28 protein-coding genes and 1 pseudogene are annotated in these 26,212 nt (G+C 59.2%); 18 read left to right on the forward strand and 11 right to left on the reverse strand.

Going from position 1 to position 26,212, the window contains the following annotated elements; all coding sequences use genetic code 11:
- Positions 1-58: 58 nt before the first annotated feature.
- The 3 genes from LOY36_RS03415 to LOY36_RS03425 are packed head-to-tail and all read left to right on the forward strand — an operon-like array spanning position 59 to position 2,408.
- Positions 59-634 (forward strand): YfiR family protein, encoded by a 576-nt coding sequence (locus LOY36_RS03415; protein ID WP_019651014.1) that lies wholly within the window; start codon positions 59-61, stop codon positions 632-634.
- Complete coding sequence (locus tag LOY36_RS03420; RefSeq protein WP_258672305.1) at positions 631-1,899, forward strand: diguanylate cyclase domain-containing protein; 1,269 nt, start codon at positions 631-633, stop codon at positions 1,897-1,899. Before LOY36_RS03415 ends, LOY36_RS03420 begins: the two co-directional genes overlap by 4 nt.
- A gap of 5 nt (positions 1,900-1,904) precedes the next feature.
- Complete coding sequence (locus LOY36_RS03425; protein WP_258672307.1) at positions 1,905-2,408, forward strand: OmpA family protein; 504 nt, start codon at positions 1,905-1,907, stop codon at positions 2,406-2,408.
- Here LOY36_RS03425 and LOY36_RS03430 read toward each other — a convergent pair.
- A complete protein-coding gene (locus LOY36_RS03430) occupies positions 2,405-3,352 on the reverse strand; it encodes a LysR family transcriptional regulator (protein ID WP_258672309.1) in 948 nt (315 codons plus the stop codon). The genes LOY36_RS03425 and LOY36_RS03430 overlap by 4 nt on opposite strands.
- A gap of 163 nt (positions 3,353-3,515) precedes the next feature.
- On the opposite strand from LOY36_RS03430, the gene LOY36_RS03435 reads away from it, so the two are divergent.
- Entirely contained in the window at positions 3,516-5,033 is a 1,518-nt protein-coding gene (locus LOY36_RS03435; protein ID WP_007933394.1) for a CoA-acylating methylmalonate-semialdehyde dehydrogenase, read from the forward strand.
- A 10-nt stretch (positions 5,034-5,043) separates the two neighbouring features.
- Positions 5,044-5,931 carry a 3-hydroxyisobutyrate dehydrogenase gene (gene mmsB / locus LOY36_RS03440; RefSeq protein ID WP_019582621.1) on the forward strand — a complete coding sequence of 296 codons (888 nt, stop codon included), beginning with the start codon at positions 5,044-5,046 and terminating at the stop codon, positions 5,929-5,931.
- Between the two features lie 94 nt (positions 5,932-6,025).
- Here the strand turns inward: mmsB and LOY36_RS03445 are convergent, their stop codons facing one another.
- The 4 genes from LOY36_RS03445 to LOY36_RS03460 all read right to left on the reverse strand — a co-directional run bounded on the left by LOY36_RS03445 (position 6,026) and on the right by LOY36_RS03460 (position 8,419).
- Complete coding sequence (locus tag LOY36_RS03445) at positions 6,026-6,370, reverse strand: cupin domain-containing protein (RefSeq protein ID WP_007900627.1); 345 nt, start codon at positions 6,368-6,370, stop codon at positions 6,026-6,028.
- 123 nt (positions 6,371-6,493) lie between these two features.
- Positions 6,494-6,865, reverse strand: a complete 372-nt coding sequence (locus LOY36_RS03450) for a MerR family transcriptional regulator (protein ID WP_258672311.1) — start codon at positions 6,863-6,865, stop codon at positions 6,494-6,496.
- A 48-nt stretch (positions 6,866-6,913) separates the two neighbouring features.
- Entirely contained in the window at positions 6,914-7,489 is a 576-nt protein-coding gene (locus LOY36_RS03455) for an NAD(P)H-dependent oxidoreductase (protein ID WP_258672312.1), read from the reverse strand.
- Positions 7,490-7,534: 45 nt separating this feature from the next.
- Entirely contained in the window at positions 7,535-8,419 is an 885-nt protein-coding gene (locus LOY36_RS03460; protein WP_258672313.1) for a LysR substrate-binding domain-containing protein, read from the reverse strand.
- Positions 8,420-8,619: 200 nt separating this feature from the next.
- On the opposite strand from LOY36_RS03460, the gene LOY36_RS03465 reads away from it, so the two are divergent.
- Positions 8,620-9,384: a sulfite exporter TauE/SafE family protein gene (locus tag LOY36_RS03465; protein WP_258672314.1), complete on the forward strand. Its 765-nt coding sequence runs from the start codon at positions 8,620-8,622 to the stop codon at positions 9,382-9,384.
- Here the strand turns inward: LOY36_RS03465 and LOY36_RS03470 are convergent.
- Positions 9,374-9,688 (reverse strand): putative quinol monooxygenase, encoded by a 315-nt coding sequence (locus LOY36_RS03470; protein ID WP_018929423.1) that lies wholly within the window; start codon positions 9,686-9,688, stop codon positions 9,374-9,376. The two genes, LOY36_RS03465 and LOY36_RS03470, sit on opposite strands and share 11 nt — an antisense overlap.
- A gap of 159 nt (positions 9,689-9,847) precedes the next feature.
- On the opposite strand from LOY36_RS03470, the gene LOY36_RS03475 reads away from it, so the two are divergent.
- The 9 genes from LOY36_RS03475 to LOY36_RS03515 all read left to right on the forward strand — a co-directional run bounded on the left by LOY36_RS03475 (position 9,848) and on the right by LOY36_RS03515 (position 18,770).
- On the forward strand, positions 9,848-10,438 hold the full coding sequence (locus tag LOY36_RS03475; protein ID WP_019651022.1) for an NAD(P)H-dependent oxidoreductase: 591 nt from the start codon (positions 9,848-9,850) through the stop codon (positions 10,436-10,438).
- Between the two features lie 227 nt (positions 10,439-10,665).
- Entirely contained in the window at positions 10,666-11,577 is a 912-nt protein-coding gene (locus LOY36_RS03480) for a LysR family transcriptional regulator (RefSeq protein ID WP_018929425.1), read from the forward strand.
- A gap of 114 nt (positions 11,578-11,691) precedes the next feature.
- Positions 11,692-13,137: a SulP family inorganic anion transporter gene (locus LOY36_RS03485; RefSeq protein WP_258672315.1), complete on the forward strand. Its 1,446-nt coding sequence runs from the start codon at positions 11,692-11,694 to the stop codon at positions 13,135-13,137.
- A gap of 199 nt (positions 13,138-13,336) precedes the next feature.
- Entirely contained in the window at positions 13,337-14,011 is a 675-nt protein-coding gene (locus LOY36_RS03490) for a hypothetical protein (protein WP_258672317.1), read from the forward strand.
- A gap of 251 nt (positions 14,012-14,262) precedes the next feature.
- Positions 14,263-15,612, forward strand: coding sequence for a GntP family permease (locus LOY36_RS03495; RefSeq protein ID WP_258672318.1), 1,350 nt, complete (start codon positions 14,263-14,265; stop codon positions 15,610-15,612).
- A 15-nt stretch (positions 15,613-15,627) separates the two neighbouring features.
- A complete protein-coding gene (locus LOY36_RS03500) occupies positions 15,628-16,488 on the forward strand; it encodes a MurR/RpiR family transcriptional regulator (RefSeq protein WP_258672319.1) in 861 nt (286 codons plus the stop codon).
- Position 16,489: 1 nt separating this feature from the next.
- Positions 16,490-17,947: an amidohydrolase family protein gene (locus LOY36_RS03505; protein ID WP_258672320.1), complete on the forward strand. Its 1,458-nt coding sequence runs from the start codon at positions 16,490-16,492 to the stop codon at positions 17,945-17,947.
- A 132-nt stretch (positions 17,948-18,079) separates the two neighbouring features.
- On the forward strand, positions 18,080-18,478 hold the full coding sequence (locus LOY36_RS03510; RefSeq protein WP_258674133.1) for a VOC family protein: 399 nt from the start codon (positions 18,080-18,082) through the stop codon (positions 18,476-18,478).
- Between the two features lie 67 nt (positions 18,479-18,545).
- Entirely contained in the window at positions 18,546-18,770 is a 225-nt protein-coding gene (locus LOY36_RS03515) for a FitA-like ribbon-helix-helix domain-containing protein (RefSeq protein ID WP_258672321.1), read from the forward strand.
- A 142-nt stretch (positions 18,771-18,912) separates the two neighbouring features.
- On the opposite strand, the gene LOY36_RS29065 is transcribed toward LOY36_RS03515, so the two are convergent.
- A complete protein-coding gene (locus tag LOY36_RS29065; RefSeq protein WP_404942596.1) occupies positions 18,913-19,776 on the reverse strand; it encodes a methyl-accepting chemotaxis protein in 864 nt (287 codons plus the stop codon).
- 42 nt (positions 19,777-19,818) lie between these two features.
- Positions 19,819-20,832, reverse strand: a pseudogene (locus tag LOY36_RS29070) (methyl-accepting chemotaxis protein); the annotation flags it as partial.
- A 260-nt stretch (positions 20,833-21,092) separates the two neighbouring features.
- Between LOY36_RS29070 and LOY36_RS03525 the strand changes: the two are divergent.
- Positions 21,093-21,764, forward strand: a complete 672-nt coding sequence (locus LOY36_RS03525; protein WP_019651030.1) for a histidine phosphatase family protein — start codon at positions 21,093-21,095, stop codon at positions 21,762-21,764.
- 34 nt (positions 21,765-21,798) lie between these two features.
- The gene (locus LOY36_RS03530; RefSeq protein ID WP_258672323.1) at positions 21,799-22,662 is read left to right on the forward strand and encodes a phosphatase PAP2 family protein; all 864 of its coding nucleotides are present in this window, start codon (positions 21,799-21,801) and stop codon (positions 22,660-22,662) included.
- Here the strand turns inward: LOY36_RS03530 and LOY36_RS03535 are convergent.
- The gene (locus LOY36_RS03535) at positions 22,613-24,052 is read right to left on the reverse strand and encodes a glycosyltransferase family 39 protein (protein WP_258672324.1); all 1,440 of its coding nucleotides are present in this window, start codon (positions 24,050-24,052) and stop codon (positions 22,613-22,615) included. The genes LOY36_RS03530 and LOY36_RS03535 overlap by 50 nt on opposite strands.
- Before the next feature lie 193 nt (positions 24,053-24,245).
- On the opposite strand from LOY36_RS03535, the gene LOY36_RS03540 reads away from it, so the two are divergent.
- Positions 24,246-24,770, forward strand: a complete 525-nt coding sequence (locus LOY36_RS03540) for a GNAT family N-acetyltransferase (protein ID WP_258672325.1) — start codon at positions 24,246-24,248, stop codon at positions 24,768-24,770.
- Between the two features lie 221 nt (positions 24,771-24,991).
- Here LOY36_RS03540 and LOY36_RS03545 read toward each other — a convergent pair whose 3' ends face one another.
- Together LOY36_RS03545 and LOY36_RS03550 are read right to left on the reverse strand one after the other, a co-directional pair.
- Positions 24,992-25,399, reverse strand: a complete 408-nt coding sequence (locus LOY36_RS03545; protein ID WP_018929437.1) for a hypothetical protein — start codon at positions 25,397-25,399, stop codon at positions 24,992-24,994.
- On the reverse strand, positions 25,396-26,088 hold the full coding sequence (locus tag LOY36_RS03550; RefSeq protein ID WP_258672326.1) for a DUF433 domain-containing protein: 693 nt from the start codon (positions 26,086-26,088) through the stop codon (positions 25,396-25,398). The genes LOY36_RS03545 and LOY36_RS03550 overlap by 4 nt, the downstream gene beginning before the upstream one ends.
- Positions 26,089-26,212: the final 124 nt, after the last annotated feature.

The following is a 26,212-nucleotide window of genomic DNA, read 5'->3' on the forward strand; positions in this document are numbered from 1 at the left end:
TTTCGGTGCTGTGCTATCGTTGCGGCATCATTTTGTTGCGATCGTAGAGAATTCCTGCATGAAGTTGGCTGTCTGGGCGACAGGGCGCGTCGTTGGCTGCAAACAAGTGCTGCTTGCCGGCCTCCTCTGTTTGTTGACGGGCGTTGCCTGTGCTGAGTCGGAAACTATCGTGAGCAAAGCCGACCAACGTGCCAGGTCGGTCACTCAGGTGGTACTCGGGATCCTCAGTTATGCCCGATGGCCTGTTGAGCCTCAACAACTGCGTCTGTGCGTGGTCGGCCCCACTGAATACACCGACGACCTGGTCAAAGGCACCACACAAGCCACGGGTCGACCGGTTACTGTACGACGGTTGCTGGCCGATAACCCGGCCATCGCCAGTGAATGCGATGCGGTGTACATCGGCAAGCTGACAGGCGATGAACGCAGTCGGCTATTCGCCTCGTTGATGGGACGCCCGGTGGTGAGCATCAGCGAAGGCGGCGATCAGTGCACCGTCGGCAGCCTGTTCTGCCTGCGGGTCGGTGATGAACAGGTGTCCTTCGAGGTTAACCTCGACTCGGTCGCTCGCAGCGGTGTACGCATTCACCCCAGTGTGCTGCAACTGTCGCGCCGCAAGCCGGCGGCGCCATGAGTCTATTCAAACCTCGTATACGTCCGACCCTGGGGTCGGTTATCGGCCGTGGACATTTGATCGTCGCCCTGGTGGGCGTGGCCATGGCCAGTGTTTCATTGACTCTGCTGGGTGTTCTGGCTTTGCGGGTCTATGCCGATCACAACCTGCATCTGATTGCCCGTTCGATCAACTACACCGTGGAAGCCGCGGTGGTGTTCAACGACAAGGCCGCCGCCACCGAAGCGCTGGCATTGATCGCGTCCACTGAAGAAGTGGCTGATGCACAAGTGATGGACGAGCAAGGCGAGTTGCTCGCACGTTGGCAACGACCGGAAACGGGGTGGCTCTCCGATCTTGAAATGCAGATCGCCCGAACGATTCTGGAAAAACCCATCAGCATGCCGATCACTCATCAAGGTCGGGAAATCGGCAGCATCTTGCTCATCGGTCACGGCGGCAGCCTGATGCGCTTTTTGCTCAGCGGTCTGGTCGGAATCGTCTTGTGTACCGCTGTCAGTGCCTGGGTAGCGCTTTATCTGGCGCGTCGGCAATTGCGAGGGATCACCGGCCCGTTGCGCAGCCTGGCTGCCGTGGCTCACGCCGCCCGTAGCGAACGGGCCTTCGACCGGCGCGTACCACCCGCCGACATTGCCGAACTCGACAACCTGGGCAACGACTTCAATGCTTTGCTCGACGAGCTCGAGTCCTGGCAGACCCATCTGCAAAGCGAAAACGAAACCCTGGCCCACCAGGCCAGCCATGACAGCCTTACCGGGTTGCCGAATCGGGCGTTTTTCGAAGGCCGCCTGATGCGCGCCTTGCGCAATGCGGGCAAGCTGGATGAGGGAGTGGCCGTGCTGTTTCTCGACAGCGACCGGTTCAAGGAGATCAACGACAACTTCGGTCACGCTGCCGGTGATGCAGTGCTCATCGCCGTGGCGACCCGGGTTCGTGCGCAGTTGCGTGAAGAGGATCTGGTTGCGCGTCTGGGCGGCGATGAGTTTGCCGTGCTGTTGACGCCGCTGCACAAGATAGAAGACGCCGAACGGATTGCTGACAAAATCATTGCCAGTATGGACGCGCCAATCCCGTTGCCGGGCGGTACCCAGGTGTTGACTTCACTCAGCATCGGCATCGCCGTGTACCCGGATCATGGGCTTACGCCCGGTGCGCTGCTCGATGCTGCAGATGCCGCGATGTATCAGGCCAAACGCCTTTCCCGAGGCGCTCACCACACGGCAGGGTCGGAGCACTCTGTCGCCGATGTTCAAACCAGGAGCTAATTTCTGTGTTCACATTCACTCAGCGTTCTCTGCGATTTTTTACGATGACCTTATTCATGACCCTGCTGGCATTGACCGGTTGCCAGACGACACCGCAGAAAGGACTGACCCCGGAGCAGATCGCTGTGCTCAAGCAGCAAGGTTTCGAGATGACTGACGATGGCTGGTCGTTCGGCCTGTCCGACAAAGTGCTGTTCGGCAGTGATGTCGAACACCTCAACCCCAGCAGTACCGAGATCGTCGAGCGTATTGGCAAGGCATTGTTGAGTGTGGGAATCGAGCGCGTGCGGGTCGATGGTCACACCGATGCCTCGGGCAAAGAGTCCTATAACGAACAGCTTTCCCTGCGTCGCGCGAAAAGCGTCGGCGATGTCTTGGCCGCTGTCGGCATAAAAGAACAAAACATCCAGCTACGCGGCCTGGGCAGCAGCAAGCCCGTCGCCTCCAACGCCACCGCGGCCGGGCGCACCGAGAACCGCCGGGTGTCGATCGTGGTGAGTGCCGATTAATCGGCGAACACCATCTCCCGGCTTTCCCCCATCAACAGCGCATGATTCTGCTCGGTGACGGTACGGATGTAGTCCCACAACAACGTGATCCGCTTGAGCTTGCGCAGGTCCTCCCGGCAGTACATCCAGAACTGCCGGGTGATGGTGATTTCTTGCGGCAACACTGGCAGCAACCGCGGGTCCTGAGCCGCCAGGAAGCACGGCAGAATCGCCAGTGACCGTCCTTGCTGCGCCGCCACGAACTGCGCGATCACACTGGTGCTGCGCAGATTGGCACTGGCACCGGGCAGCACATTTGCCAGGTACAGCAGCTCCGAGCTGAACGCCAGATCGTCCACATAACTGATGAATTGATGCTTGCTCAAATCTGCCGGGCGGCGGATCGGTGGGTGCTTGTCCAGATAATCCTGGGTCGCGTACAGCTGCAATCGATAGTCACAGAGTTTGCAGCAGACATAAGGGCCGTGTTCGGGTCGCTCCAGCGCAATGACGATGTCTGCCTCGCGCTTGGACAGGCTGATGAAGTGCGGCAGTGGCAGGATGTCCACCGAGATCGCCGGGTAGGCGTCGACGAAATGGCTCAATTGCGGGGTGATGAAAAAGCTGCCGAACCCTTCGGTACAGCCCATGCGCACATGCCCGGACAGCGCGACGCCTGAGCCCGAAACCTGCTCGCAGGCCATGTGCAGGGTGCTTTCGATCGACTCGGCATAACCCAGCAGACGCTGGCCTTCAGCGGTCAGGACGAAACCGCTGGTGCGGGACTTCTCGAACAACAGCGTGCCCAACGAGGCCTCGAGCGAACTTATGCGCCGCGACACGGTGGTGTAGTCCACCGCCAGGCGTTTGGCCGCGGTGCTGGCCTTGCGTGTGCGGGCAACCTCGAGGAAAAACTTGAGGTCATCCCAGTTCAACGAGCCTAAAGACGTGATGTTTTTTTGCATGATGGACCGGCTTTTATGTGCGTTCTTATTAGAAGTTTGCACATCTATACTCCAAAAACAGTCCGACAACCAAATCGCGACACACGCCTCATCTCAAGGCGACTTTCTCGCCTTGGCTCCCAAGATAGCTCTCTAAATAAGAACAACGTCCCGGAGACCCGACATGAACGCATCGCTAGAAACCACCGTACAAAAGGTCAAGTTATTGATCGATGGCGAGTGGGTCGAATCCCAGACCACCGAATGGCACGACATCGTCAATCCGGCGACCCAGCAAGTGCTGGCCAAAGTCCCCTTCGCGACCGCTGCTGAAGTCGATGCCGCCATCAGCGCTGCTCATCGTGCCTTTCAGACCTGGAAGCTGACGCCAATCGGCGCGCGGATGCGCATCATGCTCAAGCTTCAAGCGCTGATTCGCGAGCACTCCAAGCGTATTGCCGTGGTACTCAGCAATGAGCAGGGCAAAACCATCGCCGATGCTGAAGGCGATATCTTCCGTGGCCTGGAAGTGGTCGAGCACGCTTGCTCCATTGGCAGCCTGCAAATGGGCGAGTTCGCCGAGAACGTCGCTGGCGGTGTCGATACCTACACCCTGCGTCAGCCGATCGGCGTCTGCGCCGGTATTACCCCGTTCAACTTCCCGGCGATGATTCCGCTGTGGATGTTCCCGATGGCCATCGCCTGCGGCAACACCTTCGTGCTCAAGCCTTCCGAGCAGGATCCGATGTCGACCATGCTGTTGGTGGAACTGGCGATTGAAGCCGGCATTCCGCCGGGTGTGCTCAACGTCGTTCATGGTGGCAAGGATGTGGTCGATGCGCTTTGCACCCACAAGGACATCAAGGCTGTTTCGTTCGTCGGCTCGACCGCGGTCGGCACGCATGTCTACGATCTGGCCGGCAAACACGGCAAGCGCGTGCAATCGATGATGGGCGCCAAGAACCACGCCGTAGTGCTGCCCGATGCCAATCGCGAGCAAGCGCTCAATGCACTGGTCGGCGCCGGTTTCGGTGCGGCCGGGCAGCGCTGCATGGCCACCTCGGTGGTGGTGCTGGTGGGCGCGGCCAAACAATGGCTGCCGGATCTCAAGGCGCTGGCGCAGAAACTCAAGGTCAATGCCGGCAGCGAGCCAGGCACTGATGTGGGTCCGGTGATTTCCAAACGAGCCAAGGCGCGGATTCTCGACCTGATCGAAAGCGGGATCAAGGAAGGCGCCAAGCTGGAACTGGACGGTCGCGACATCACTGTTCCGGGCTACGAACAGGGCAACTTTGTCGGCCCGACCCTGTTCTCTGGCGTCACCCCTGAGATGCAGATCTACACCCAGGAAATTTTTGGCCCAGTGCTGGTAGTGCTGGAAGTCGACACCCTCGATGAGGCCATCGCCCTGGTCAACGCCAACCCGTTCGGCAACGGCACGGGTCTGTTCACCCAGAGTGGTGCGGCGGCGCGCAAATTCCAGACGGAAATCGACGTTGGCCAGGTCGGCATCAACATCCCGATTCCGGTGCCGGTGCCGTTCTTCAGCTTCACCGGTTCCCGTGGTTCCAAACTTGGCGACCTCGGTCCGTATGGCAAGCAAGTGGTGCAGTTCTACACTCAAACCAAGACCGTCACCGCGCGTTGGTTCGATGACGACAGCATCAACCACGGTGTGAACACCACCATCCACTTGCGTTAAGGAGCCGGACATGAAAATTGCTTTTATCGGTCTCGGCAACATGGGCGCGCCGATGGCGCGCAACCTGATCAAGGCCGGCCATTCGCTGAACCTGTTTGATCTCAATCAAACCGTGCTGGCCGAACTGGCTCAACTCGGCGGCACCATCAGCACTTCACCGAAGGAAGCATCGAAAGACGCGCAACTGGTGATCACCATGCTGCCGGCCGCGGCCCATGTGCGCAGCGTCTGGCTGGGGGAAGACGGCGTGCTGGCGGGAATCGCCAAAGGCGTGCCAGCGGTGGATTGCAGCACCATCGATCCGCAGACGGCGCGAGATGTTGCCGCGGCGGCCGCAAAGCAGGACGTGGCCATGGCCGATGCCCCGGTTTCCGGTGGCACTGGCGGTGCAGCGGCCGGGACGCTGACCTTCATGGTCGGCGCCACGCCTGAACTGTTCGCCACTCTGCAACCGGTGCTGGCGCAGATGGGCCGCAACATCGTCCATTGCGGCGAAGTCGGCACCGGGCAAATCGCCAAGATCTGCAACAACCTGCTGCTGGGGATTTCCATGGTTGGTGTCAGCGAAGCCATGGCGCTGGGCAGCGCCCTGGGTATCGACACAACGGTGCTGGCGGGCGTCATCAACAGTTCAACCGGGCGCTGCTGGAGTTCGGAGATGTACAACCCGTGGCCGGGCATCGTCGAAACGGCGCCGGCCTCGCGCGGTTATACCGGCGGTTTCGGTGCTGAACTGATGCTCAAGGATCTGGGGCTGGCCACTGAGGCGGCACGTCAGGCGCACCAACCGGTCGTGCTCGGCGCGGTGGCCCAGCAGTTGTATCAGGCGATGAGCCTGCGTGGGGAAGGGGGCAAGGACTTCTCGGCGATCATCAACAGCTATCGCAAACCCCAATAAGCGTTTGTGGCGAGGGAGCAAGCTCCCTCGCCACAGGATTCATGCATGCCTCTTTACCGAGAGACCACGTCGGGTGGTCGCTCGGTTTTTTGTATCAGGCAAACACGAAATACTTACGCACGGTTTCAACCACTTCCCACGTGCCTTTCATGCCCGGTTCGATGACGAAAATGTCACCGGCGCGCAGGTGGATCGGCGCCATGCCTTCCGGGGTGATGATGCAGTAGCCTTCCTGGAAGTGGCAGTATTCCCACTTCACGTATTCCACATACCACTTGCCCGGCGTGCAGATCCAGGTGCCCATGATCTTGCTGCCATCTTCGCTGGTGTACGCGTTGAGGTTGACGGTGTGCGGATCGCCTTCGAGCTTTTCCCATTTGCAGGCGTCGAGTACGGGCAACGGGTGAGTGTCGCGAAGAACGGTAATCGGTGCGGTCATGTGGACTCCGGGCCTTGGAATATAGAAAGTGGTACTGAAGAACTGAAGTCGCACCCTATAGCGCCCATGCTCCGCTCAGTTGTCTGTATTCGACATCGAGCTGTCCAGAAACGCGCGCTACCCTCAAAGACTTTCCAGCGGACAATCGATTCGGGCCTGCAGGAAGGTGCTCTCGAACTCGACCAATTGCTCGTGTTGGTGCCTGAGTGCAGCGATCTTCTCGCTGATTTCACGCTTCTTGGCATCGATGGCCTGCTGCGCCAATGACCAGGGCATCGCCCGGCCTTGATGCCCGGTAAAGATCGCCTGTAATTCCTTGAGCCTGAAACCCAACTGTTGAGCGCACTTGATGAGGATCAGCAGGTCGACGCTTTGTTGGTCATAGACACGGTATTTGCCTTGTCGCTGAGCGGCAGGCAGCAAGCCGATCGACTCGTAATGACGGATGCTCTTGATTGTCGTCCCGGAGCGTTGTGCGGCTTGGCCGATGTACATGAAAAGTCCCTTTTCGCGGTGGTAACACCCGGCGCATTATCGGCACACTCAGTGACTGGCGATAGCCTGGGCTTGCCGTAACCAGGCCTCACGCTGACCCTCGCTTGCGCCGAGAATCGGGCCGAACGTGAGTGTGCGACGGGGTTCGATGCCGCAGAAGGCGAGGGTGGTTTTACGTATCTGGTGCAGCCCGGGCATGCGGTAGATCCAGCGGTAATACCAGGGGGGCGTGTCCATGGTCACCAGCAGATGCGCGCTGCGACCGCGCAGGAGTTTGTCGGGGAAGGCTTTGCCTTCGCGGTACTTGAAGGCGAAACCCGGCAGGAACACCCGATCGAAAAAGCCCTTGAGCAACGCCGGTACGCCTCCCCACCAGATCGGGTAGACCAGGGTCAGGTGTTCGGCCCACAGAATGTCCGCCTGAGCGCGGCGCAGGTCGGCCTCCAGCGGCTGCACCTGTTGATAACCTTCACGTAGCACCGGGTCGAAGCTCATAGTGCCCAGCCATAGCTGGCGCACCTCATGCCCGGCACGCAGCGCCGATTGTGCGTAGCGTTCGGCCAGTGCGCCGCAGAAACTGTTGCTCGAAGGATGACCGAGAATCACCAGAATTCGTTTGCTCACCGTAGCGGTCCCTGAAGATGAAACCTCAAGGGTAAAGTCTGCCCCTCAGGGGAGAGTCAAGGCGTTCAGCAAGGCCTGGGCATAACCGGGCAGTACGGTGAAGTCCCGGGCGCACAGCAATAGTTTGCGGCGAGCCCACGGCTCTTCCAGTGCGACGTTTTTGAACGGCGTTTCAGCCGGCCAGCGTTCCACCGCCGCCAAGGGCACGATCGCCAGCCCGGCCCCCCGGGCAACCATGCGCATCACGCCATCGAAACCATCGGCGCGGATGCGGACCTGCATCCGCAAGCCGCTGTGCAGGGCCTGTTCTTCCAGGTAAATGGCCAAGGCGCTGTTGGCGTTCAGGCCGACGTAATCGTGGTGCAAAGTAGCGCTGAAATTTAGCGGTCCGGTGTCGGCCAAGGGGTGATCACGCGGCAGGATCAGCACCAGCGGATCGTCGCGGAAATAGCGGGTTTGCAGGCCGTCGGTATCCACGGCGTCGGACACGATCCCCAGGTCTGCTGCGCCCTGGCGCAAGGCGTGGGTGATGCGTGTACTGGGCAGCTCCTGCAGGTCGATGTCGAGGTTCGGATGGTCGCGCAGAAAGTCCGCCAGCAATTCCGGCAGGTACTCGGTGATCGCAGTGGTATTGCACAGCAACCGCACTTGGCCTTTGACGCCTTTGGCGTATTCGACCAGGTCCTGCTGCATGCGCTCGGCCTGTTGCAGCAGGACCCGGGCGTGCTGCGCCAGCGCCTTGCCGGCCGGAGTGGGGCTGACACCGCGGCGACCTCGCTCAAGAAACTCGATGCCCAGTGAGGCTTCCATCGCGCGGACTCGTGCACTCGCCGCCGCCAGCGACAAATGGCTGCGGGCGGCACCGGCGGTGATGTTGCCGGTGTCGAGGATATTCAAGTAGAGGCGCAGGTCGGTGAGGTCGAAGTGCATACAGAATCCCGGATCGTTCCCACGCTCTGCGTGGGAATGCCTCGCTGGACGCTCTGCGTCCGCTTCGGCAAGTGACGCGGAGCGTCACGGGCTGCATTCCCACGTAGAGCGTGGGAACGATCATTGCCTCTTGGTAAGCAAGAGGCAGCCTCAGTATATGGCAGATTTTCAAGGCGCCCTTCAGGGGCCACGATAGCCCCATGAATACACTTGCCGCGTTTTATCAAAATCTGGGCTTGGCCCTGTCTTTATTGGTTATCGCCACCTTCCTGCTGGCCGGGATGATCAAAGGTGTGATCGGCCTTGGTCTGCCGACCATTGCCATGGGCCTGCTCGGCCTGGCTATGGCGCCGTCGCAGGCTGCGGCGTTGTTGATCATTCCCGCGACGCTGACCAACGTCTGGCAACTGGCATTCGGCGGTCATTTGCGCGGGTTGCTCAACCGGTTATGGCCGATGCTGCTGGCGATTTTCATTGGCACTGGTGCCGGCACAGTGTGGATCGGCATGGCCGGTGGACATTGGGTGGTACGGGGGCTGGGGGCGGCGCTGTTGATTTACGCCTTGAGCGGGTTGTTCCTGCCGACCTTGCGCGTCGGCGGTCGCACCGAGCGTTGGCTCGGTCCGCTCTGCGGTGTGCTGACGGGCGTGATCACCTCGGCCACCGGTGTCTTCGTGATTCCGGCGGTGCCTTATCTGCAAGCGCTGGGCTTGAACAAGGATGAACTGGTGCAGGCGCTGGGCCTGTCGTTCACTGTCTCGACTCTCGCGTTGGCCGCCGGCCTGTCATGGCGCGGTGCCCTCGGCGGTGGCGAGTTGAGCGCGTCGCTGCTGACGCTGATCCCGGCGGTGCTCGGCATGTTGCTGGGGCAATGGCTACGCCTGCGGATCAGCGCCGTGTTGTTCAAGCGCGTGTTCTTCATCGGCCTCGGCGTGCTCGGCGGCCACTTGCTGATCAGCGGCTAGCGGACGATGTGCTGAGCATCTCGATCGGGCGGATATCGAAATCCTGCTCCAGATATTCCATGCGCATGTCGAGGAACTGCTTCATATGGGGCAGGTTCGAGTGCACGTCCAGATGGGCCTGGGATTGCCAGATCTCGTAGAAGATAAACAGCGTCGGGTCCTGCTTGTCGCGCAGCATGTGGTACTCGATGCAACCGGGTTCGGCGCGACTCGGTTCGACATAGGCACGGAAGAACGCTTCGAAGGCCTCGGCTTTTTCCGGGCGGGTCTTGGCGTGCAGGATGAAGCCTTGCAGCTCGCTCATCAGAATCTCCTAAACAGTCAGAATCGGCGCAAGTTTATGGCAACAATCGCTTGTGGATTCGTGCGTATAGGTCAAATGAATTTTGCGGATGGAGCGCTTATTCCGCGCGAGGCTGATCGTTAGGCTGCCGCCATCGATTCCAACCTTGCGAGATTTCTCATGAAAAAAGTCCTGTTGCTCAATGGCGGCAAAAAATTTGCCCACTCCGATGGTCGCTACAACACGACGCTGCACGAAGCAGCGTTGAGCGTGCTGGATCGCGGTGGTGTGGATGTGAGAACCACGTTCATCGACGAGGGCTACGACGTCGCCGAGGAAGTCGCCAAATTCCTCTGGGCCGATGTGATCATTTATCAGATGCCCGGCTGGTGGATGGGCGCGCCCTGGACGGTCAAGAAGTACGTCGATGAAGTTTTCACTGCAGGCCATGGCAGCCTCTACGCCAGCGACGGTCGCACGCGCTCCGACGCGTCGCAGAAGTACGGCAGCGGCGGCTTGTTGCACGGTAAAAAGTACATGCTGTCGGTGACCTGGAACGCCCCGCAGCAAGCCTTCGACGACTCGACCGACTTCTTCGAAGCCAAGGGCGTGGACGCGGTGTACCTGCCGTTTCACAAGGCCAACACCTTCCTCGGCATGACCGGTTTGCCGACCTTTTTGTGCGTCGATGTGATGAAGCGCCCGAATATCGAAGCGGATGTGGCGCGTTATGAGCAGCACTTGACCGAGGTGTTTGGCCTTAAGGCATGACGCTCGGCTACTATCGAAAGTCTGAACCTATGGCGAGGGAGCTTGTGTGGCGAGGGGGCTTGCCCCCGTTCGGCGGCGAAGCCGTCGTAATATTGGTAATCGCGGACTGCCTGAGTCAACGCGTTTGCAGGTTTTAGGTCCGCTTTGCGCCCCAACGGGGGCAAGCCCCCTCGCCACACAAGCCCCTCCACAGTAGAACGGTGCAGGACTATCGATAAGGGACACACGTGAAAGCCAGATCCGATGAGTTGCAGATTTTCGTCTGCGTGATTGAGTGCGGGTCGATTTCGGCTGCGGCTGAGCAAGTCGGGCAAACGCCGTCGGCGGTCAGCCGCACGCTGTCGCGGCTGGAGGCCAAGCTCGATACCACGCTGATCAATCGCACCACCCGGCGCATGGACCTGACCGAAGAGGGCAAATATTTCTTCGAGCACGCCAAGCTGATTCTCGATCAGATGGACGAGCTCGAAGAGCGTCTGTCCTCACGCCAGCAAACCCCGTCCGGGCGACTGCGGATCAACGCCGCGTCGCCGTTCATGCTGCACGCCATCGTGCCGTACATCGATGAGTTCCGCCGTCTCTACCCGGACATCCAGCTCGAACTCAACAGCAACGATTTGATCATCGACCTGCTCGAACAAAGCACCGACATCGCCATCCGCATCGGCACGCTGGCCGACTCGACCCTGCACGCCCGCTCCCTGGGTTGCAGCCCGCTGCACATCGTCGCAAGCACAGCGTATCTGGAACAACACGGCGTACCGAGCGCTGTCGAGGATTTGAGCGAGCACACGCTGCTGGGCTTTACCCATAATGAAGGTCTCAACCAATGGCCACTGCGCTATGTCCATGGTGACCGCTGGCCGATTCAAGCGTCGATCAGTGCGTCGAGTGGCGAGACGATCAGGCACCTGGCGCTGGCCGGTCAAGGCATTGCCTGCCTGTCGCACTTCATGACCATCGACGACATCCGCGCCGGTCGCTTGCAGGTGCTGCTGGCGGAGTTCAACAGCGGTTATCGCCAACCCATCAACGCGGTGTACTACCGCAACTCGCAACTGGCCCTACGGATCCAGTGCTTTCTGGACTTTATTCAGGGCAAATTGGCGGCTTATGCGATTGCCGATTTCAGGGGCTGATTTGCAGACCGCGTGATCGTTCATTGCGAGCAGGCCACCCATTCACTGGCCCGCCCGCCGTCAATTCCGTAACATCCGCGTCCCTCTTTTCCCGCCTGTATTTTTAGGTAAGCCATGAAACCCAAACGTCTGCGCGCCGATGTCCTGGCCGGACTCACCACCTCTTTCGCCCTGCTCCCCGAATGTATCGCTTTCGCGCTGGTGGCCCACCTCAATCCATTGATGGGGCTTTACGGCGCTTTCATCATCTGCACCCTGACTGCGCTCTTCGGCGGACGGCCGGGGATGGTGTCTGGTGCCGCCGGCTCGATGGCGGTGGTGATCGTCGCGCTGGTGGTGCAGCACGGTGTCCAGTACTTGCTGGCGACGGTGTTGCTGGGCGGGCTGATCATGTTGGCGTTTGGTCTGTTGAGGTTGGGCAAGCTGGTGCGCATGGTGCCGCATCCGGTGATGCTCGGCTTCGTCAACGGTCTGGCGATTGTCATTGCGCTGGCCCAGTTGGAGCACTTCAAGAGCGGTGAGGCCTGGTTGAGTGGGGCGCCGCTGTACATGATGATCGGGCTGGTGGCGCTGACGATGGCCATCGTTTACCTGATGCCGCGCCTGACGCGGGCCGTGCCGCCGGCGCTGGTGGCGATTCTGGGCGTTGGGCTGGCGGTTTACCTGCTCGGCCTGCCGACCCGCACCCTGGGCGACATGGCGCACATTGCTGGTGGCTTGCCGGGTTTTGCGCTGCCAGACATCTCCTGGAGCCCGGAAACCCTGCGCATCATCGTCCCTTACGCGATATTGATGGCGGTGGTCGGCTTGCTGGAAACCCTGCTGACCCTGAACCTCACCGACGAGATCACCGAGAGCCGTGGCTATCCGGATCGCGAGTGCGTGGCCTTGGGCGCTGCCAACATGGTTTCTGGTGTGTTCGGCGGCATGGGTGGCTGCGCGATGATCGGGCAAACCGTGATCAACCTCAGCTCCGGCGGTCGCGGTCGGCTGTCCGGTGCGGTGGCCGGGGGGATGATCCTGCTGTTTGTGCTGTTCCTTTCGCCGCTGATCGAGCGCATTCCGCTGGCCGCATTGGTTGGGGTGATGTTCGTGGTGTCGCAGCAGACGTTCGCCTGGGCTTCATTGCGGGTACTGAACAAGGTGCCGCTGAACGATGTCTTGGTGATCATCGCGGTCACGGTGATTACCGTGTTCACCGATCTGGCCATCGCTGTGTTGTGCGGGATCATCATTGCGGCGCTCAACTTTGCCTGGCAACACGCTCGCGAGCTGTATGCCGACAGTCACGTTGAAGCCGACGGCAGCAAGCTCTACCTCCTGCACGGCACGTTGTTCTTTGCCTCGACGACGCCTTTTCTCAACCAGTTCGATCCCGCCAATGATCCGTCTGTGGTCACCGTCGACTGTCGCCACTTGAGCTTCGTTGATTACTCGGCCATCGCCGCACTGAAGACGTTGCGCGAGCGCTACACCAAGGCTGGCAAGCAGCTACGCGTACTGCACTTGTCCGATCGCTGCAAGAAACTGCTCAAACGCGCCAGCGAGCATCACGACTGACATCGATGGGGGTCGTTCCTGTGCTCTGTGTCACGAGTGGTGGCGAATTATGGACAGTGTGATGGCTACTTAGTAGCATCCGCTGCATACGGATCTTTCTCCTGCGCGTCGATCGACGTGGGTCTATCAAGGAATCGAAATGCACAACTTTACCCATGGCGATAAAACCGTTTCTTTCACTGTCTTGAGCGGTGAAGTGGTGAGCAGCGAAAAAATCAGCGAGACCCGTGTGACATCCACGGGCGGCGTTCAGGTGAACGGTAACGACGGTGATGTGACGCCTGTGCGCATCAGTTCTGTTTCAATTATCAATCATGAGATCTGGGTCAAAACCCCGGACGGTATCGAGCACGATGTAAAGCTGCGCGGCATGGACATTCCTTTGCGCACAGGTCAGGAAATCTCTTTGATCAGTGCCTTGAAAAAGGATGGTTCGCCTCTGCACACCATTTTGCAGAACCACACAGCGTCCAAACGCTGGGTACTGCGTGACGCGAGTGCACTGAATACCGAACTGGAGCTGTCGCCCTTTAACTGGAAGACAGTGCTGATCGTGCTTGGATTGTGCATCGCCGGTCTTGCTACGGCCGGGCTAGGCTTCCTGGCGGCGGCGGGCTATTTTTTCTACGCGTGGTATCGGGGCGCCCAGCGCAAGAAACTGCTGATTAGCGATTTGAACGCCTACATCGAGACCCTGGACAATCGAGTCGCCAGTCGCGGTCAGGCGCCAAGCCCTGTTCAAGTTGAAAGCCCGGTCCAGACCGAAATCTCTGTCCAGGTCGAAAGTCCTGCACCGACGCAATCCCCTGCCGAGCCTGAAAGCCCTAGGCTGAACAGTGATAGCGTACGCAGGGCGCTATCGCGCAATCTCTGATGACTTGATCTCGATACAGCAGAGTCAAGCCTGCCTCGATAGTGGAACTATCATCCCTCTACGCCGATTGTTCTCACGCAGAGGGATGAAAATTCCGCTATCCGATTTTCATAACCCGCGATCTCCCATACCTCTGCACGACATCCCTTACCCCTCCACGAAAATTACTTTCACTTAGTTTGAAAGTATCTCGTCGAAATGATTTATGAGTTTCACAACCCATTCGACGTGACCCTTTCGAGGAGTACCGCATGACGCTTTCCTTCGGCTATTGGCTGTTGGTTTACGCCGCCATCGCCATCATTGCGCTGATCGTTCTGATCGCCCGTTACCGGATCAATCCCTTCATTGTGATCACCCTGGTGTCTATCGGCCTGGCGCTGTTGGCGGGGATGCCGCCGTCGGGTGTGGTGGGGGCGTATGAGGCCGGGGTTGGCAAGACGCTGGGGCACATTGCGCTGGTGGTGGCGCTGGGCACGATGCTCGGCAAGATGATGGCCGAGTCCGGCGGTGCGGAGCGGGTGGCACGCACCTTGATCGACCGTTTCGGCGAGAAAAATGCCCACTGGGCGATGGTGTGTATCGCCTTTCTTGTAGGGCTGCCGCTGTTCTTCGAGGTCGGTTTTGTCTTGCTGGTGCCGATCGCGTTTACCGTGGCGCGGCGGGTGGGCGTGTCCATTCTGATGGTCGGTTTGCCGATGGTTGCGGGGCTTTCGGTGGTCCACGCGCTGGTACCGCCGCACCCGGCGGCGATGCTGGCGGTGCAGGTCTATCAGGCGTCGGTGGGGCAGACCTTGCTCTACGCGATTCTGATCGGTATTCCGACCGCGATTATCGCCGGTCCCCTATACGCCAAATTCATCGTGCCGCGCATTCAACTGCCGGCCGATAACCCCCTGGAACGCCAGTTCCTGGAGCGTGAGCCGCGCGATAGCCTGCCGGGTTTTGGTGTCACCATGGCCACCATTCTGTTGCCGGTGGTGCTGATGTTGATCGGCGGCTGGGCCAACCTGATCTCCACGCCGGGTAGCGGTTTCAATCAGTTCCTGCTGTTCATCGGCAACTCGGTGATCGCCTTGCTGCTGGCGACCTTGCTGAGTTTCTGGACCCTCGGCCTGGCCCAGGGCTTCAATCGCGAGTCGATCCTCAAGTTCACCAATGAATGCCTGGCGCCGACCGCCAGCATCACCTTGCTGGTTGGTGCCGGTGGTGGCTTGAATCGGATTCTGGTGGACGCTGGCGTCACCAATCAGATCGTCAGCCTGGCCGATGAATTCCAGTTGTCGCCGCTGTTGATGGGTTGGCTGTTCGCCGCGTTGATGCGCATCGCCACCGGTTCCGCCACCGTGGCCATGACCACCGCTTCGGGGATTGTCGCGCCGGTGGCCATTGGTCTGGGTTATCCGCATCCGGAGTTGTTGGTGCTGGCGACGGGGGCGGGGTCGGTTATCTTTTCCCACGTCAACGACGGCGGTTTCTGGTTGATCAAGGAATACTTCAACATGACCGTCACCCAGACCTTCAAGACCTGGACAGTGCTCGAGACGCTGATCTCGGTGGTCGCCTTCGGCCTGACCGTTGGCCTTTCTCACCTGCTTTAGTCGGAGCCATCCGCCATGGACATCCTCTATCAGATCCGCGCTCGTCAGGAATCCTTCAGTGCCGGTGAAGGACGTATCGCTCGGCTGATGCTCGACGACGTAGGATTTTCCGCATCCGCCAGCCTCGATGAACTGGCGCAGCGAGCGGAAGTCAGCACCGCCACATTGTCGCGATTCGCCCGCACAGTCGGTTGCCGCGACTTGCGGGATTTGCGCCTGCAACTGGCCCAGGCCAGCGGTGTCGGCAGCCGCTTTCTCGACCCGGCGGGCACGCCCGAACAGTCGGCGTTCTACGGGCAGATTGTCGGCGATATCGAGTCGACCTTGCGCCAGCACCTGGCGGCGTTCGATGAGTCGCGCTTCGCCGATGCGGTGAAACTGTTGGGCAAGGCACGGATGATTCACGCCTTCGGCATGGGCGGCTGCTCGACCCTGTGCAGCGATGAACTGCAAGTGCGGCTGGTGCGCCTCGGCTACCCGATTGCGGTGTGCCACGACCCGGTGATGATGCGCGTCACCGCCGCCAGCCTCGGCGCCGAACACGCGCTCATCGCCTGCTCGCTAACCGGTATCACGCCCGAACTGCTCGAAGCAGTGGAGCTGGCGCGCAGCTACGGCGCACGAATTCTCGCCATCACCCGTGCCGACTCGCCATTGGCGCAACTGGCCGATGTGCTGTTGCCGCTGCAAAGCGCCGAGACCTCGTTTATCTACAAACCCACGGCGGCGCGCTACGGCATGTTGCTGGCCATCGACGTGCTCGCCACCGAGCTGGCGCTGGCCAGTCCTGAAGACAATCAAGAACGTCTGCGGCGGATCAAACTGGCCCTGGACGACTACCGCGGCGGCGACGATCACTTGCCGCTGGGAGACTGACATGACGTACGACACGCTGATCCGCAATGCGCTGATTATCGATGGCAGCAACACCCCCGGTTACCCCGCTGACTTGGCGATTCTGAATGGACGCATCGAGCGAATCGGCAACTTGCACGACGCTCGCGCCACCGACGAAATCGATGCTGCCGGAAGAGTATTGGCCCCAGGTTTCATCGACGTGCACACCCATGACGATACGGTGGTGATCCGCCAGCCACAGATGCTGCCAAAACTCAGCCAGGGCGTGACCACGGTGATCGTCGGCAATTGCGGGATCAGCGCATCGCCGGTGAGTTTGCGCGGTGATCCACCGGACCCGATGAACCTGCTCGGCACCGCCGCTGCGTTTGTGTATCCGCGCTTCAGCGACTATCGCGCCGCCGTCGAAGCGGCCAATACCACGCTGAACGTGGCCGCGCTGGTGGGGCACACCGCGTTGCGCAGCAATCACCTGGACGACCTGTATCGCACCGCGACCGCCGATGAAATCAGCGCGATGCGCGAGCAACTGCGCGACAGCCTTGAGGCCGGTGCCTTGGGTTTATCCACAGGCCTGGCCTACGCCAGCGCCTTCTCGGCTTCCACCGAAGAGGTGATGCAACTGACCGAAGAGTTGACGGCATTCGGCGCGGTTTACACCACGCATTTACGCAGTGAATTCGAACCGGTGCTGGAGGCCATGGACGAGGCGTTCCGCATCGGACGTCACGCACAGTCGCCGGTGATCATTTCCCACCTCAAATGTGCCGGCGCCGGTAACTGGGGCCGTAGTCCGCAACTGCTGGCCTCGCTTGAGGAGGCTGCGAAATCTCATCCGGTAGCTTGCGATTGTTATCCCTACGCGGCGAGTTCTTCGACGCTGGACCTCAAGCAAGTCACCGACGCCCATCGCATCACCATCACCTGGTCCACGCCGCACCCGGAAATGGGGGGGCGGGATCTGATGGACATCGTCGCCGAGTGGGGCACTGCGCTACTTGAAGCCGCCCGCCGACTGCAACCGGCGGGGGCGGTGTATTACGGCATGGACGAGGCCGATGTACGAAGCATCCTCGCGCATCCGCTGTCGATGATCGGCTCCGACGGCTTGCCGGAAGACCCGTTTCCGCATCCACGCTTGTGGGGCGCATTCCCACGAGTGCTCGGACATTTCAGTCGCGACGTCGGCCTGTTTCCGCTGCATACCGCCGTGCACAAGATGACCGGGTTGTCGGCGGCACGCTTTGGCTTGAAGGAACGTGGCGAGATTCGTGAAGGGTATTGGGCGGATCTGGTGTTGTTCGATCCGGCGACGATTCGCGATGTGGCCAACTTCAACGATCCGCAACGGGCGGCGCAAGGGATTGATGGAGTGTGGATCAACGGAGTCTTGAGTTATCGCGACGGGCAGGCGAACGGCAGAAGGGAAGGGCGATTTCTGGCGCGGGAGGGGGATTTGCGTAAAGGGTTTCATTGATCGCGCCTTCGTAGACGCTGCCAAAGGTTCGGGCCGCGTTCGGACGATCTTTTGACCCAGGTCTCATGGTGGCACATTGCAGTTAAAGAAAGCCGTCGCCAAGCCGAAGCGCTGACATCCAGCCCAGCCACACTGGGCTCATTCAGTCAGGGAGTTACCCCCATGAGTTTCGGCAAAACCACCCCGATCCTGCGGATTTTCGATGAAACCAAGGCTTTGGAGTTCTACGTCGAGTTTCTGGGGTTCAAGATTGATTGGCAGCACCGCTTCGAGGCGAACCTCCCGCTGTACCTGCAAATCTCCCGTGGCGAATGCGTGCTGCACCTCTCCGAACACCATGGCGACGCGACAACGGGCTCGGCCCTGCGCATCGAGACCGATGAGCTGGAGGCGTTCCAGCAGCAATTGCTGGCCAAGGAATATAAGTTTGCGCACCCACAAATCCAGGCGATGCCATGGGGCAGTCAGGACATGACCGTGGCCGATCCGTTTGGCAATCGGTTGGTGTTTACCAATGCGATTAGTGTTTGAGGCAGCAGGAAAAAGCTTAACCCGTGATAGTGTCGTCCGATCAATTCAGCGAGCACAGAGGGCGCTTATGGCCAGCCTTACCATTGGCAATCTTGACCCGCAGATTTATGAGCAATTGCGCAACAACGCGCGCAGCAATGGCAGGTCCATGGAGGAAGAGGCTCGCTTGATTCTGAGGCGCGCTCTCGATCAGATGGATGGTGCTCATGGATTGGGGACACGAATCAACAACCGATTCAAAACTAGTGGCGGGATCGTGTTGGATCTGCCACATCGCAAGAGTGGGCAGTGAATGCGAAGCAAGGGCTAACCCGAAATAACTTGTGTCTGTTCAAAAGCATTCGCGGGCAAGCCCGCTCCCACAGGTTCAGTGAGTAACCTGTAGGAGCGAGGCTTGCCCGCGAATGGATCTTTCATTCACCGCAAAGTGAATATCAAACCCGGAAGTGACTCACCATCATCTGCAACTGATTGCCCAACCGCGCCAGCTCGACACTGGACGCAGCGGTTTCGTCGCTGGCGGTGGCGGTCTGTTCGGACACGTCGCGTACGTTGATGATGCTGCGGCTGATCTCCTCGGCCACGGCGCTTTGTTGCTCGGCGGCGGCAGCGATCTGCTGGTTCATTGACTGAATGTTGGACACCGTGCGGGTGATGTTTTCCAGTGATACGCCGGCCTTGCGAGTCAGCGCCACGCTGCTGTCGGTCAGGGTGCGGCTGTTGTTCATCACCGCCGCCACTTGTTGAGTGCCGTTCTGCAAGCCGGCCACCAGGCCTTCGATTTCCTCGGTGGATTTTTGCGTGCGTTGGGCCAGGCCACGAACTTCGTCAGCCACCACCGCAAAACCACGACCAGCCTCACCGGCACGGGCCGCTTCGATGGCAGCGTTGAGGGCCAGCAGATTGGTCTGCTCGGCCACGGCTTTGATCACATCCATGACGCTGCCGATCTTGTCGCTTTCCTGCTGCAGTACGCTCATCGCTTCAGTGGAACGCACCACTTCGCTGGCCAGGCGCTCGATCTGGGCGATGGCTTCGTTGACCACTTTGTCACCTTCGCGAGCTTCACCGTCAGCGGCGGCTGCGGCTTGGGAGGCTTCTTCGGCGTTGCGCGCGACTTCCTGCACGGTGGCTGTCATTTCGTGCATGGCGGTGGCGACCTGATCGGTTTCCACTTTTTGGCTGTTCACACCGGCGCTGGTCTGTTCGGTCACGGCCGACAGTTCTTCGGCGGCGCTGGCGATCTGAGTGACGCCGTCACGGATGCCACTGATCAAGTCCCGCAGGGTCACGCCCATGCGCGCAATGCCTTGCTGCAACACGCCGAGTTCGTCGCGGCGGGTGACTTTGATGTCTTGAGACAAGTCACCACCGGCGATGCGTTCGACCACTTTAAGGGTATCGCGCAACGGACCGGTGATCTGACGGGTGATGACCACGGCGGCGATGATGCCCACCAGCAACGCCAGCAAGGTGCTGATCAATTGCAGTGTGCGGGCCTGGGCGCTTTCGGCATCACGGCGGTCGAGCTGGAATTGATACAGCTTATCGCTCAGGGTCACGATGGCGGCGCCCTGATCGGTCATTTCCTTACGCGCCTGCACCGCATCGCTGTTGGCGGCTTTATAGGCTTGCAAGGCACTGCGGTAGTTGCTCAGGGCGGTTTCCAGCTGACGCAGGGCGTCTTGTTGGGTTTCGGCGAAATGTGTGTTCAGTGATTTCAGGCTGGCGATGGCCGCATCCAGTTGGGAAACGGCTTTCTGCTCGGTCTCGGCATTGGTGTTGGCGGTGTAGCCGCGCACTTCATAGCGGGCAAGAATGAACGCTTCCTTGGCGGCGGTGATGGCCAGGAACTGTTCGAAGCGCTGATCGCTCAAGGGCATTTGCTGCACACGGATATTGATCGCATCGATCAGCTTGCTAGCGGTTTCGGCGTTGGCTGCCATGGCTTCGCGGGCACTGTTGCCGGTGCGGTAGGCGCTGCGCATTTTGTTCAGCGACGTCTGATAATCGGCGATGGTCGCGGCCTGCTCTTTGAGCATTTTGACGTTTTCAGGGTTTTTGAAGCTGCCCAGCAGGGCGGTTTGCTGAGCAACAAAACCGTCCAGGGTGGTTTGCACAGTCTGTGCGGCGGTTTCGTCGCCGTTGGTCAGCATGTATTGCAGGCGAACCACGCGCAGCTTGGTCAGGCCGGCATTGAGCTGAGTGATGTCGCTCATCCAGTTGCTGCGGTCAATCAACCCGCCCAGGCTGGTCCAGCCGGTCAGGGCGAGGATGCAGGTCAGTGCCAGGACCAGGCCGAATCCCAGGCCCAGTTTCAGGTTCACGCTGATGTTGCCGAACCAGCTATTCATCAAATTCCTCCAGGAACGTTGCGCTTTTGATCGTCGGTTGGCTGGAAGATTTTTGTTTTTGGGAGCCAGCAAGGTGTGTAGCAGGTATGTATCGGCCGCAATCCCGGGAGCTGAAAGGATTTTGTCGGATGGATTCTGTAACAAGATTTTTACGCAGGTCTTAAGCTTTTTTTCACATGGGTTTCACCAGCAGCCGACGCGAGACTCTCTACTCTGGTGGCTTTGTATGATTGTGATGCATGCCGGCGAGGCGGCTAAACGTGGAATTGAGACTGAGTCTGTTCGGGATAAAACGCTCGATCGATCTAAGCCGTTTGGCCCGTTATCGAAACGCCGCGGTCATCGTGGCCTCGCTGCTGCTGGTGATTCCGCTGACCGTGTGGCTGTTGCGGCCTGCGGCTGTGCCCGATCTGGCCCATGGCAATGTGGCGGGTGCCCGTGCGCTGGCTGCGGGTTGGGCCAAGGGCGACATGATCGTGCTGGTGCGTCACGTTGAGCGTTGCGATCACTCCACCGCCGCCTGTCTGATTGGCAATGATGGCATTACAGATCGCTCGCGCAGTGTGGCAGTGGGGGTCGGTGCGCAGTTTGAACATCTGGGCCTGAACAAGGCCGATATCTACAACAGTCCGGTCATCCGTGCGGCACAGACCTCCAGTTATATGTTCAACAAGGTCGGCGTCGGCGAAGACTGGCTGATCAACTGCCGGGGCAGCATGTTACGTGATGCCCTGGCGCACAAAGTGGCCGGGCGCAACCTGATTCTGGTGACCCACAGTGAGTGCATGGCGGAACTCGAAAAAGAGCTCAAGCTGCCGACTGCTACTCTAGGCTACGGCGCTTCTCTGTTTATCTCCGCTGAAAAACCTCAGGAACCTCGTATGCTTGGTTCCATCGAAGCCTCTGACTGGCATTCGGTGACCACCGAATGAGCTTCTTCTTCATCCCTCTGGATCTGGACGTACGATGCTGACTTCTTCCCGTTACCGCTTTTACTGGGTGAACTTTGGTATTCCGCTGGCCTGCGCGGTCGCGGTGTTTCTGATGTTTGACATGACCAAAATCGACATCGCTTTCAGCGATCTTTTTTATGACCCGGTTACCCAGGTGTTTCCGTTGGAGCATGTCCGTCTGTTCGAGCAGATCACCCATAAATGGGCGCGGATCATCCCGAACTGGACCGGTGAGATTGCGATCATCGGCGCCGTGCTGTCATTTCTCTGGCCGCGACTGAAGGCTGAAAAACATTCGAAGATCATCGCCTTCCTGGAAAAAATCAAAGTCGCGCCCGTGCTTCGGTTCGCTAGTAAACACCGCCGAGACTTCCTGTATATGGTGTTCGCGTTTTCCATCAGCACCGGCGTTATCCACTACCTCAAGAGCCACACCAGTGTGTATTGCCCGGTTGAAACCACTCAGTACGCCGGGAAAATCGAGCACAAGGAGTGGTACCAGAATTTTGACCTGCTGAAAGAAGCCGGTGACGGTCGCTGCTGGCCGGGTGGGCATGCGTCGGGCGGCTTCACCATGCTCGCGCTGTACTTCGTGGCTCGCCGCTACCGCTGGCGGTACGCCAAAGCAGTGATGTACGGCTCGTTGCTGCTCGGTTTCGTCTATGGCACGACACGAGTTCTGCAAGGCTGGCACTACATGTCCCACACCTTCTGGTCCGGGATCTTCGTGTGGCTGACGTGTTTGCTGACGGCATTGGCGTTTTATGGGCGTGCGCGGCTGGAGCTGCCGTTGTTGCAGAAGGCTGCGCTACCCGTCGCTGAGCCGTTTACAGGGTCACAAAGTAGTAAGCCTGACGCCCCACCTTCATTGTCTTGATCACCTTCAAGGGCGCGGCGGGTTCATTTACGCCAGACATGAGTGCCACATTAGCCGGTGAGGCGCTCAGAAACTCATGCAATTGCGCCTCGGTATCCAGGCCTTTGAGTACGCGCCGGGTGTAGAACACACTGGCGCCGCCCACCCGCTCGTTGGCCTGAAACAACGCGACCTGCTGCCCGCTGTCCTGAAATGCCTGAATCTGTTCGGTCAGCGGCAGGAAGGACAGTGTGCGATCAGCGTGAGGCAATGCCCATTGAGCCGCAGCGACGTAGCTGCCGATCACCACGGCCAGTACGCCAACACCTACACCACGACGATGCCGGACAATCAGCCCAGGCAAGGTCGACGCACCGGTGTAGGCTTGAAGCCGCTCGAACAGCACTCTCGCATACTCCGCGGCAATCACCGCCGCCGCCGGCGTCATGGACATCATGTACACCGTGCGTTTGCTCGACGCCAGGGTCAGCATGACGAACTGCGCCAGCAGCCACACCGTGAAAAACAACAGGTAACGATTGGCCATCAGGCTTTTGCGAAAGTGCCACAGCCCCAGGTACACCAGAATGTTCCAGGGCGCGAAGGCCTCCGGCAGCTTGGCCAGGTAGTAGTAGAACGGCTCGTAATGGCCGGCCTCGACGAAGGAGCCGCTGAAGCGCCCGACGCTATTGGTCAGCAACACTTCCCCCACGGCATGCACGCCATCGCGCTGATACAGCACCGCGAGCCAGATCATCAGCGGCACCAATCCCAACAGCGTCAACAGGCCGGGGCGCAGCCAGTCCGAGGGCTTCAGGCGTTTGTCCATCAAGGTTTCGGCCAGCAGATACGCGAAGATCACCACCCCCGGCATCGCCAGCCCCAGCACGCCTTTGCTCAAGGTCGCGATAGCGATTCCTGAAGCAAACAGCAGGGCATTGCCGACGGTCGAGTGCCGTTGACCATGAAAAAACGCCAGCAGCGCCATACTCACGCCGAAGGCCAGCAACGCGTCTTCGCCGACGCTGCGCGTATTACTCCAATAACTGGCCATGGTCGCCAGCAAAATCCCCGCCGTCCAGGCAACAACCTTGGGCCGGTTGAATCGCCGCAGCATCGTGTACAACAGCATCACACTGAACAGCCCGGCAAACGCGGACGTCAGTCGCACCGCCCACGGCGTACCACCGAATGCGCGAATCGCCCCGGCGTCGAGCCACAAGCTCAAGGGCGGTTTTTCAAGAAACGGCTCGCCGAACAAATGCGGGGTCACCCAGTCGTTATCCAGGTGCATCTCCATGGCAATTCCGGCGACCCGGGCCTCCGTGGAACCTTGTAATTGGTGGTTGCTTAGGGCGAAGAAAAACAGCAGAGCGGCGAGTAGAAACAGTGAAGAGACGGGGCGTGACATGAGTTTCTGGCTAACCGAGCAGGGGACCGGGAACCCCAAGCATACGAGTTGAATGCTTAACGAAACATGAACGGCCAGCGAGAGGTGACGGGTGACGTTGGGGCAGCACTAACGGGGGGCGATCTGAGTAGCAGCGTCCTTCCAGGCGCTGTTATTGTCTGACGTCATGGAGTTGGTAGTTAAGGATGATGCAATGGAGCTTGCGCTGACGGTTGGCACTCACACATTGAGATTGAGCGCCCCCGACCCCGAATGGTGTAAAGCGTTGCAGCATGCGCTGAACGCCAGTTTTACAGTCCACTGCGAATTTCTGCCCTGGGCCAAACCCTGCACCACCGAGGACGAGGCCCGATCGTTCCTCGCGCGGGCAGTCGATGAATTCAAAAGCGAAACCGGTGAGCGGCGGCTGTTTATCGTCGACGATACCGCGCGCGCGATCATCGGCTGCATTGGCTTGAAGCCCCGGCGCCGTAACCGGTATGTGGTCGGCTACTGGGTCAATACCGAGTATTCGGGCAAAGGCTATATGCGCACGGCGCTTGAAGCGTTGATCAAAAGCATGCCCGGATTCACGTTTTACCTGACCATCGCCTCGGCCAATGTGGCGAGCCAGCGGCTGGCCGAAGCGGCCGGGTTTGGTTTGATCAGACGGTGTTATCAGAGGGCTTGTTTGCAGCCGCATGAGGCGCAGGATACGTATCTGTATCGGTTGAAATGAGGGTGGGAGCAGTCACTGGAACCGACCGCTAACCAAATCGCAGGCAAAAAAAAGCCCGCGGGAGGGCGGGCAAACCGTAGTTTCTTGAATGAGCGAGGGGGAATGTACAGGTTGGAGGGGGGGCGGTGGGGTGAAGAAAAATTCATGTGGATGGATGGCTTCAGTCGCTCGTAGCTTCACCAAAGGTATGAATGAAAAGAAGCCCTGTCACGGTTCGGGGTTTATATTTTTATTTGATCAAATTTTCCGTGCGCCGGACATTTCCACGGTACGCGGAACGCAGCGCCACCTCCATTCAGATGTGCCTGACTCATGATCGACGGCCACCATCGCACCAGGTTATGCGCTTTGTTCCAATAAGACTCGTTTCCCCAATGCTTGGCCAAACAGAAGACCGGCAGTCCGCACTCGCGGAACGCTCTCTTTTCAATATCACCTTTTGTGAATTTGTCTTGAGAGATGACAGCCCATCCACCTTCTTCTCTCAGCACTGATATCCATGCCACATCAGCGGTGCTTTGCGGAAATTTATCCCTTAAAGACAGTACCGAATGGCCCTCAGCTTTAGTCAGTTCGTTCAAGGCTCGGGCCAACGCAGGGGGAAGATTGTTATCCAATAGGAACTTCAAGCCGCATTCCTTTGCTCAAAACTGACCGCTGCCTCAACTGCAGCAATAGGTATTTCATAGAGGCGGGCTACACGTTTGACGTCTCTGCCTTCAGCTCTGTAGGCGCTAAAAATGGCTGCTGTGTCAATTCCCGTACCTGACAGGACAGGTTTTCCAAAGTTTCGAGAGGGGTCGAGAACGATGGCTTTGCTGCGTTTGACCGGATACCAGCGCTGCGCTGAGCCTGATCCTGTGTAGTCGATACCTTCATAGAGCGAAGGTTTGATGACTTGTTCGAATGCATACTGTCGCTTGATCAAGTCCAGAAGTGCCTCATCCTCTGTTTCACCCATCACCGTGGCGAAGATGCTTCGTCCGTCGGTTTGAAAGCGTTTGCAGGTGAATGGGTACGCTTGGTTAAACAACTCTTTTGCTTGCTGCGAGGCACTACGGATGGCTTGCAGGCTTACGCCGTGTTGGCGAAAAGCATGAACGAAACGAATTTCCAGTAAGTCATGAAAACCTAGAACGCACTCGTTCAAATCAGACAGCTCTGAGTCCCAAAGCCCCGGATGCTGAACACCGTGGGCGGTGTATCCGAATAACCAGCGGCGTATATCGGTAGCTGAAATCCCGGTGTAAAGCGAAGCTTCTGCTGGGGTGTACAAGCCAATGCCGACAAGGCGGCTAGGTAGCTTAATGTTTTGCATGTTGGCCTCCTTGTCAGCAGGTGATCCGATGGATGGATTCTGGTCGTAAGGGTGAACTCAAGCAACTGGTCGGGGACGAACCGCTGTTTTGTTTGGGCAGAGTAGGTTTGAAGCGTGAGCTACA

The sequence above is a fragment of the Pseudomonas sp. B21-019 genome, from assembly GCF_024749225.1.
In the GTDB taxonomy this organism is placed as follows: Bacteria; Pseudomonadota; Gammaproteobacteria; order Pseudomonadales; family Pseudomonadaceae; genus Aquipseudomonas.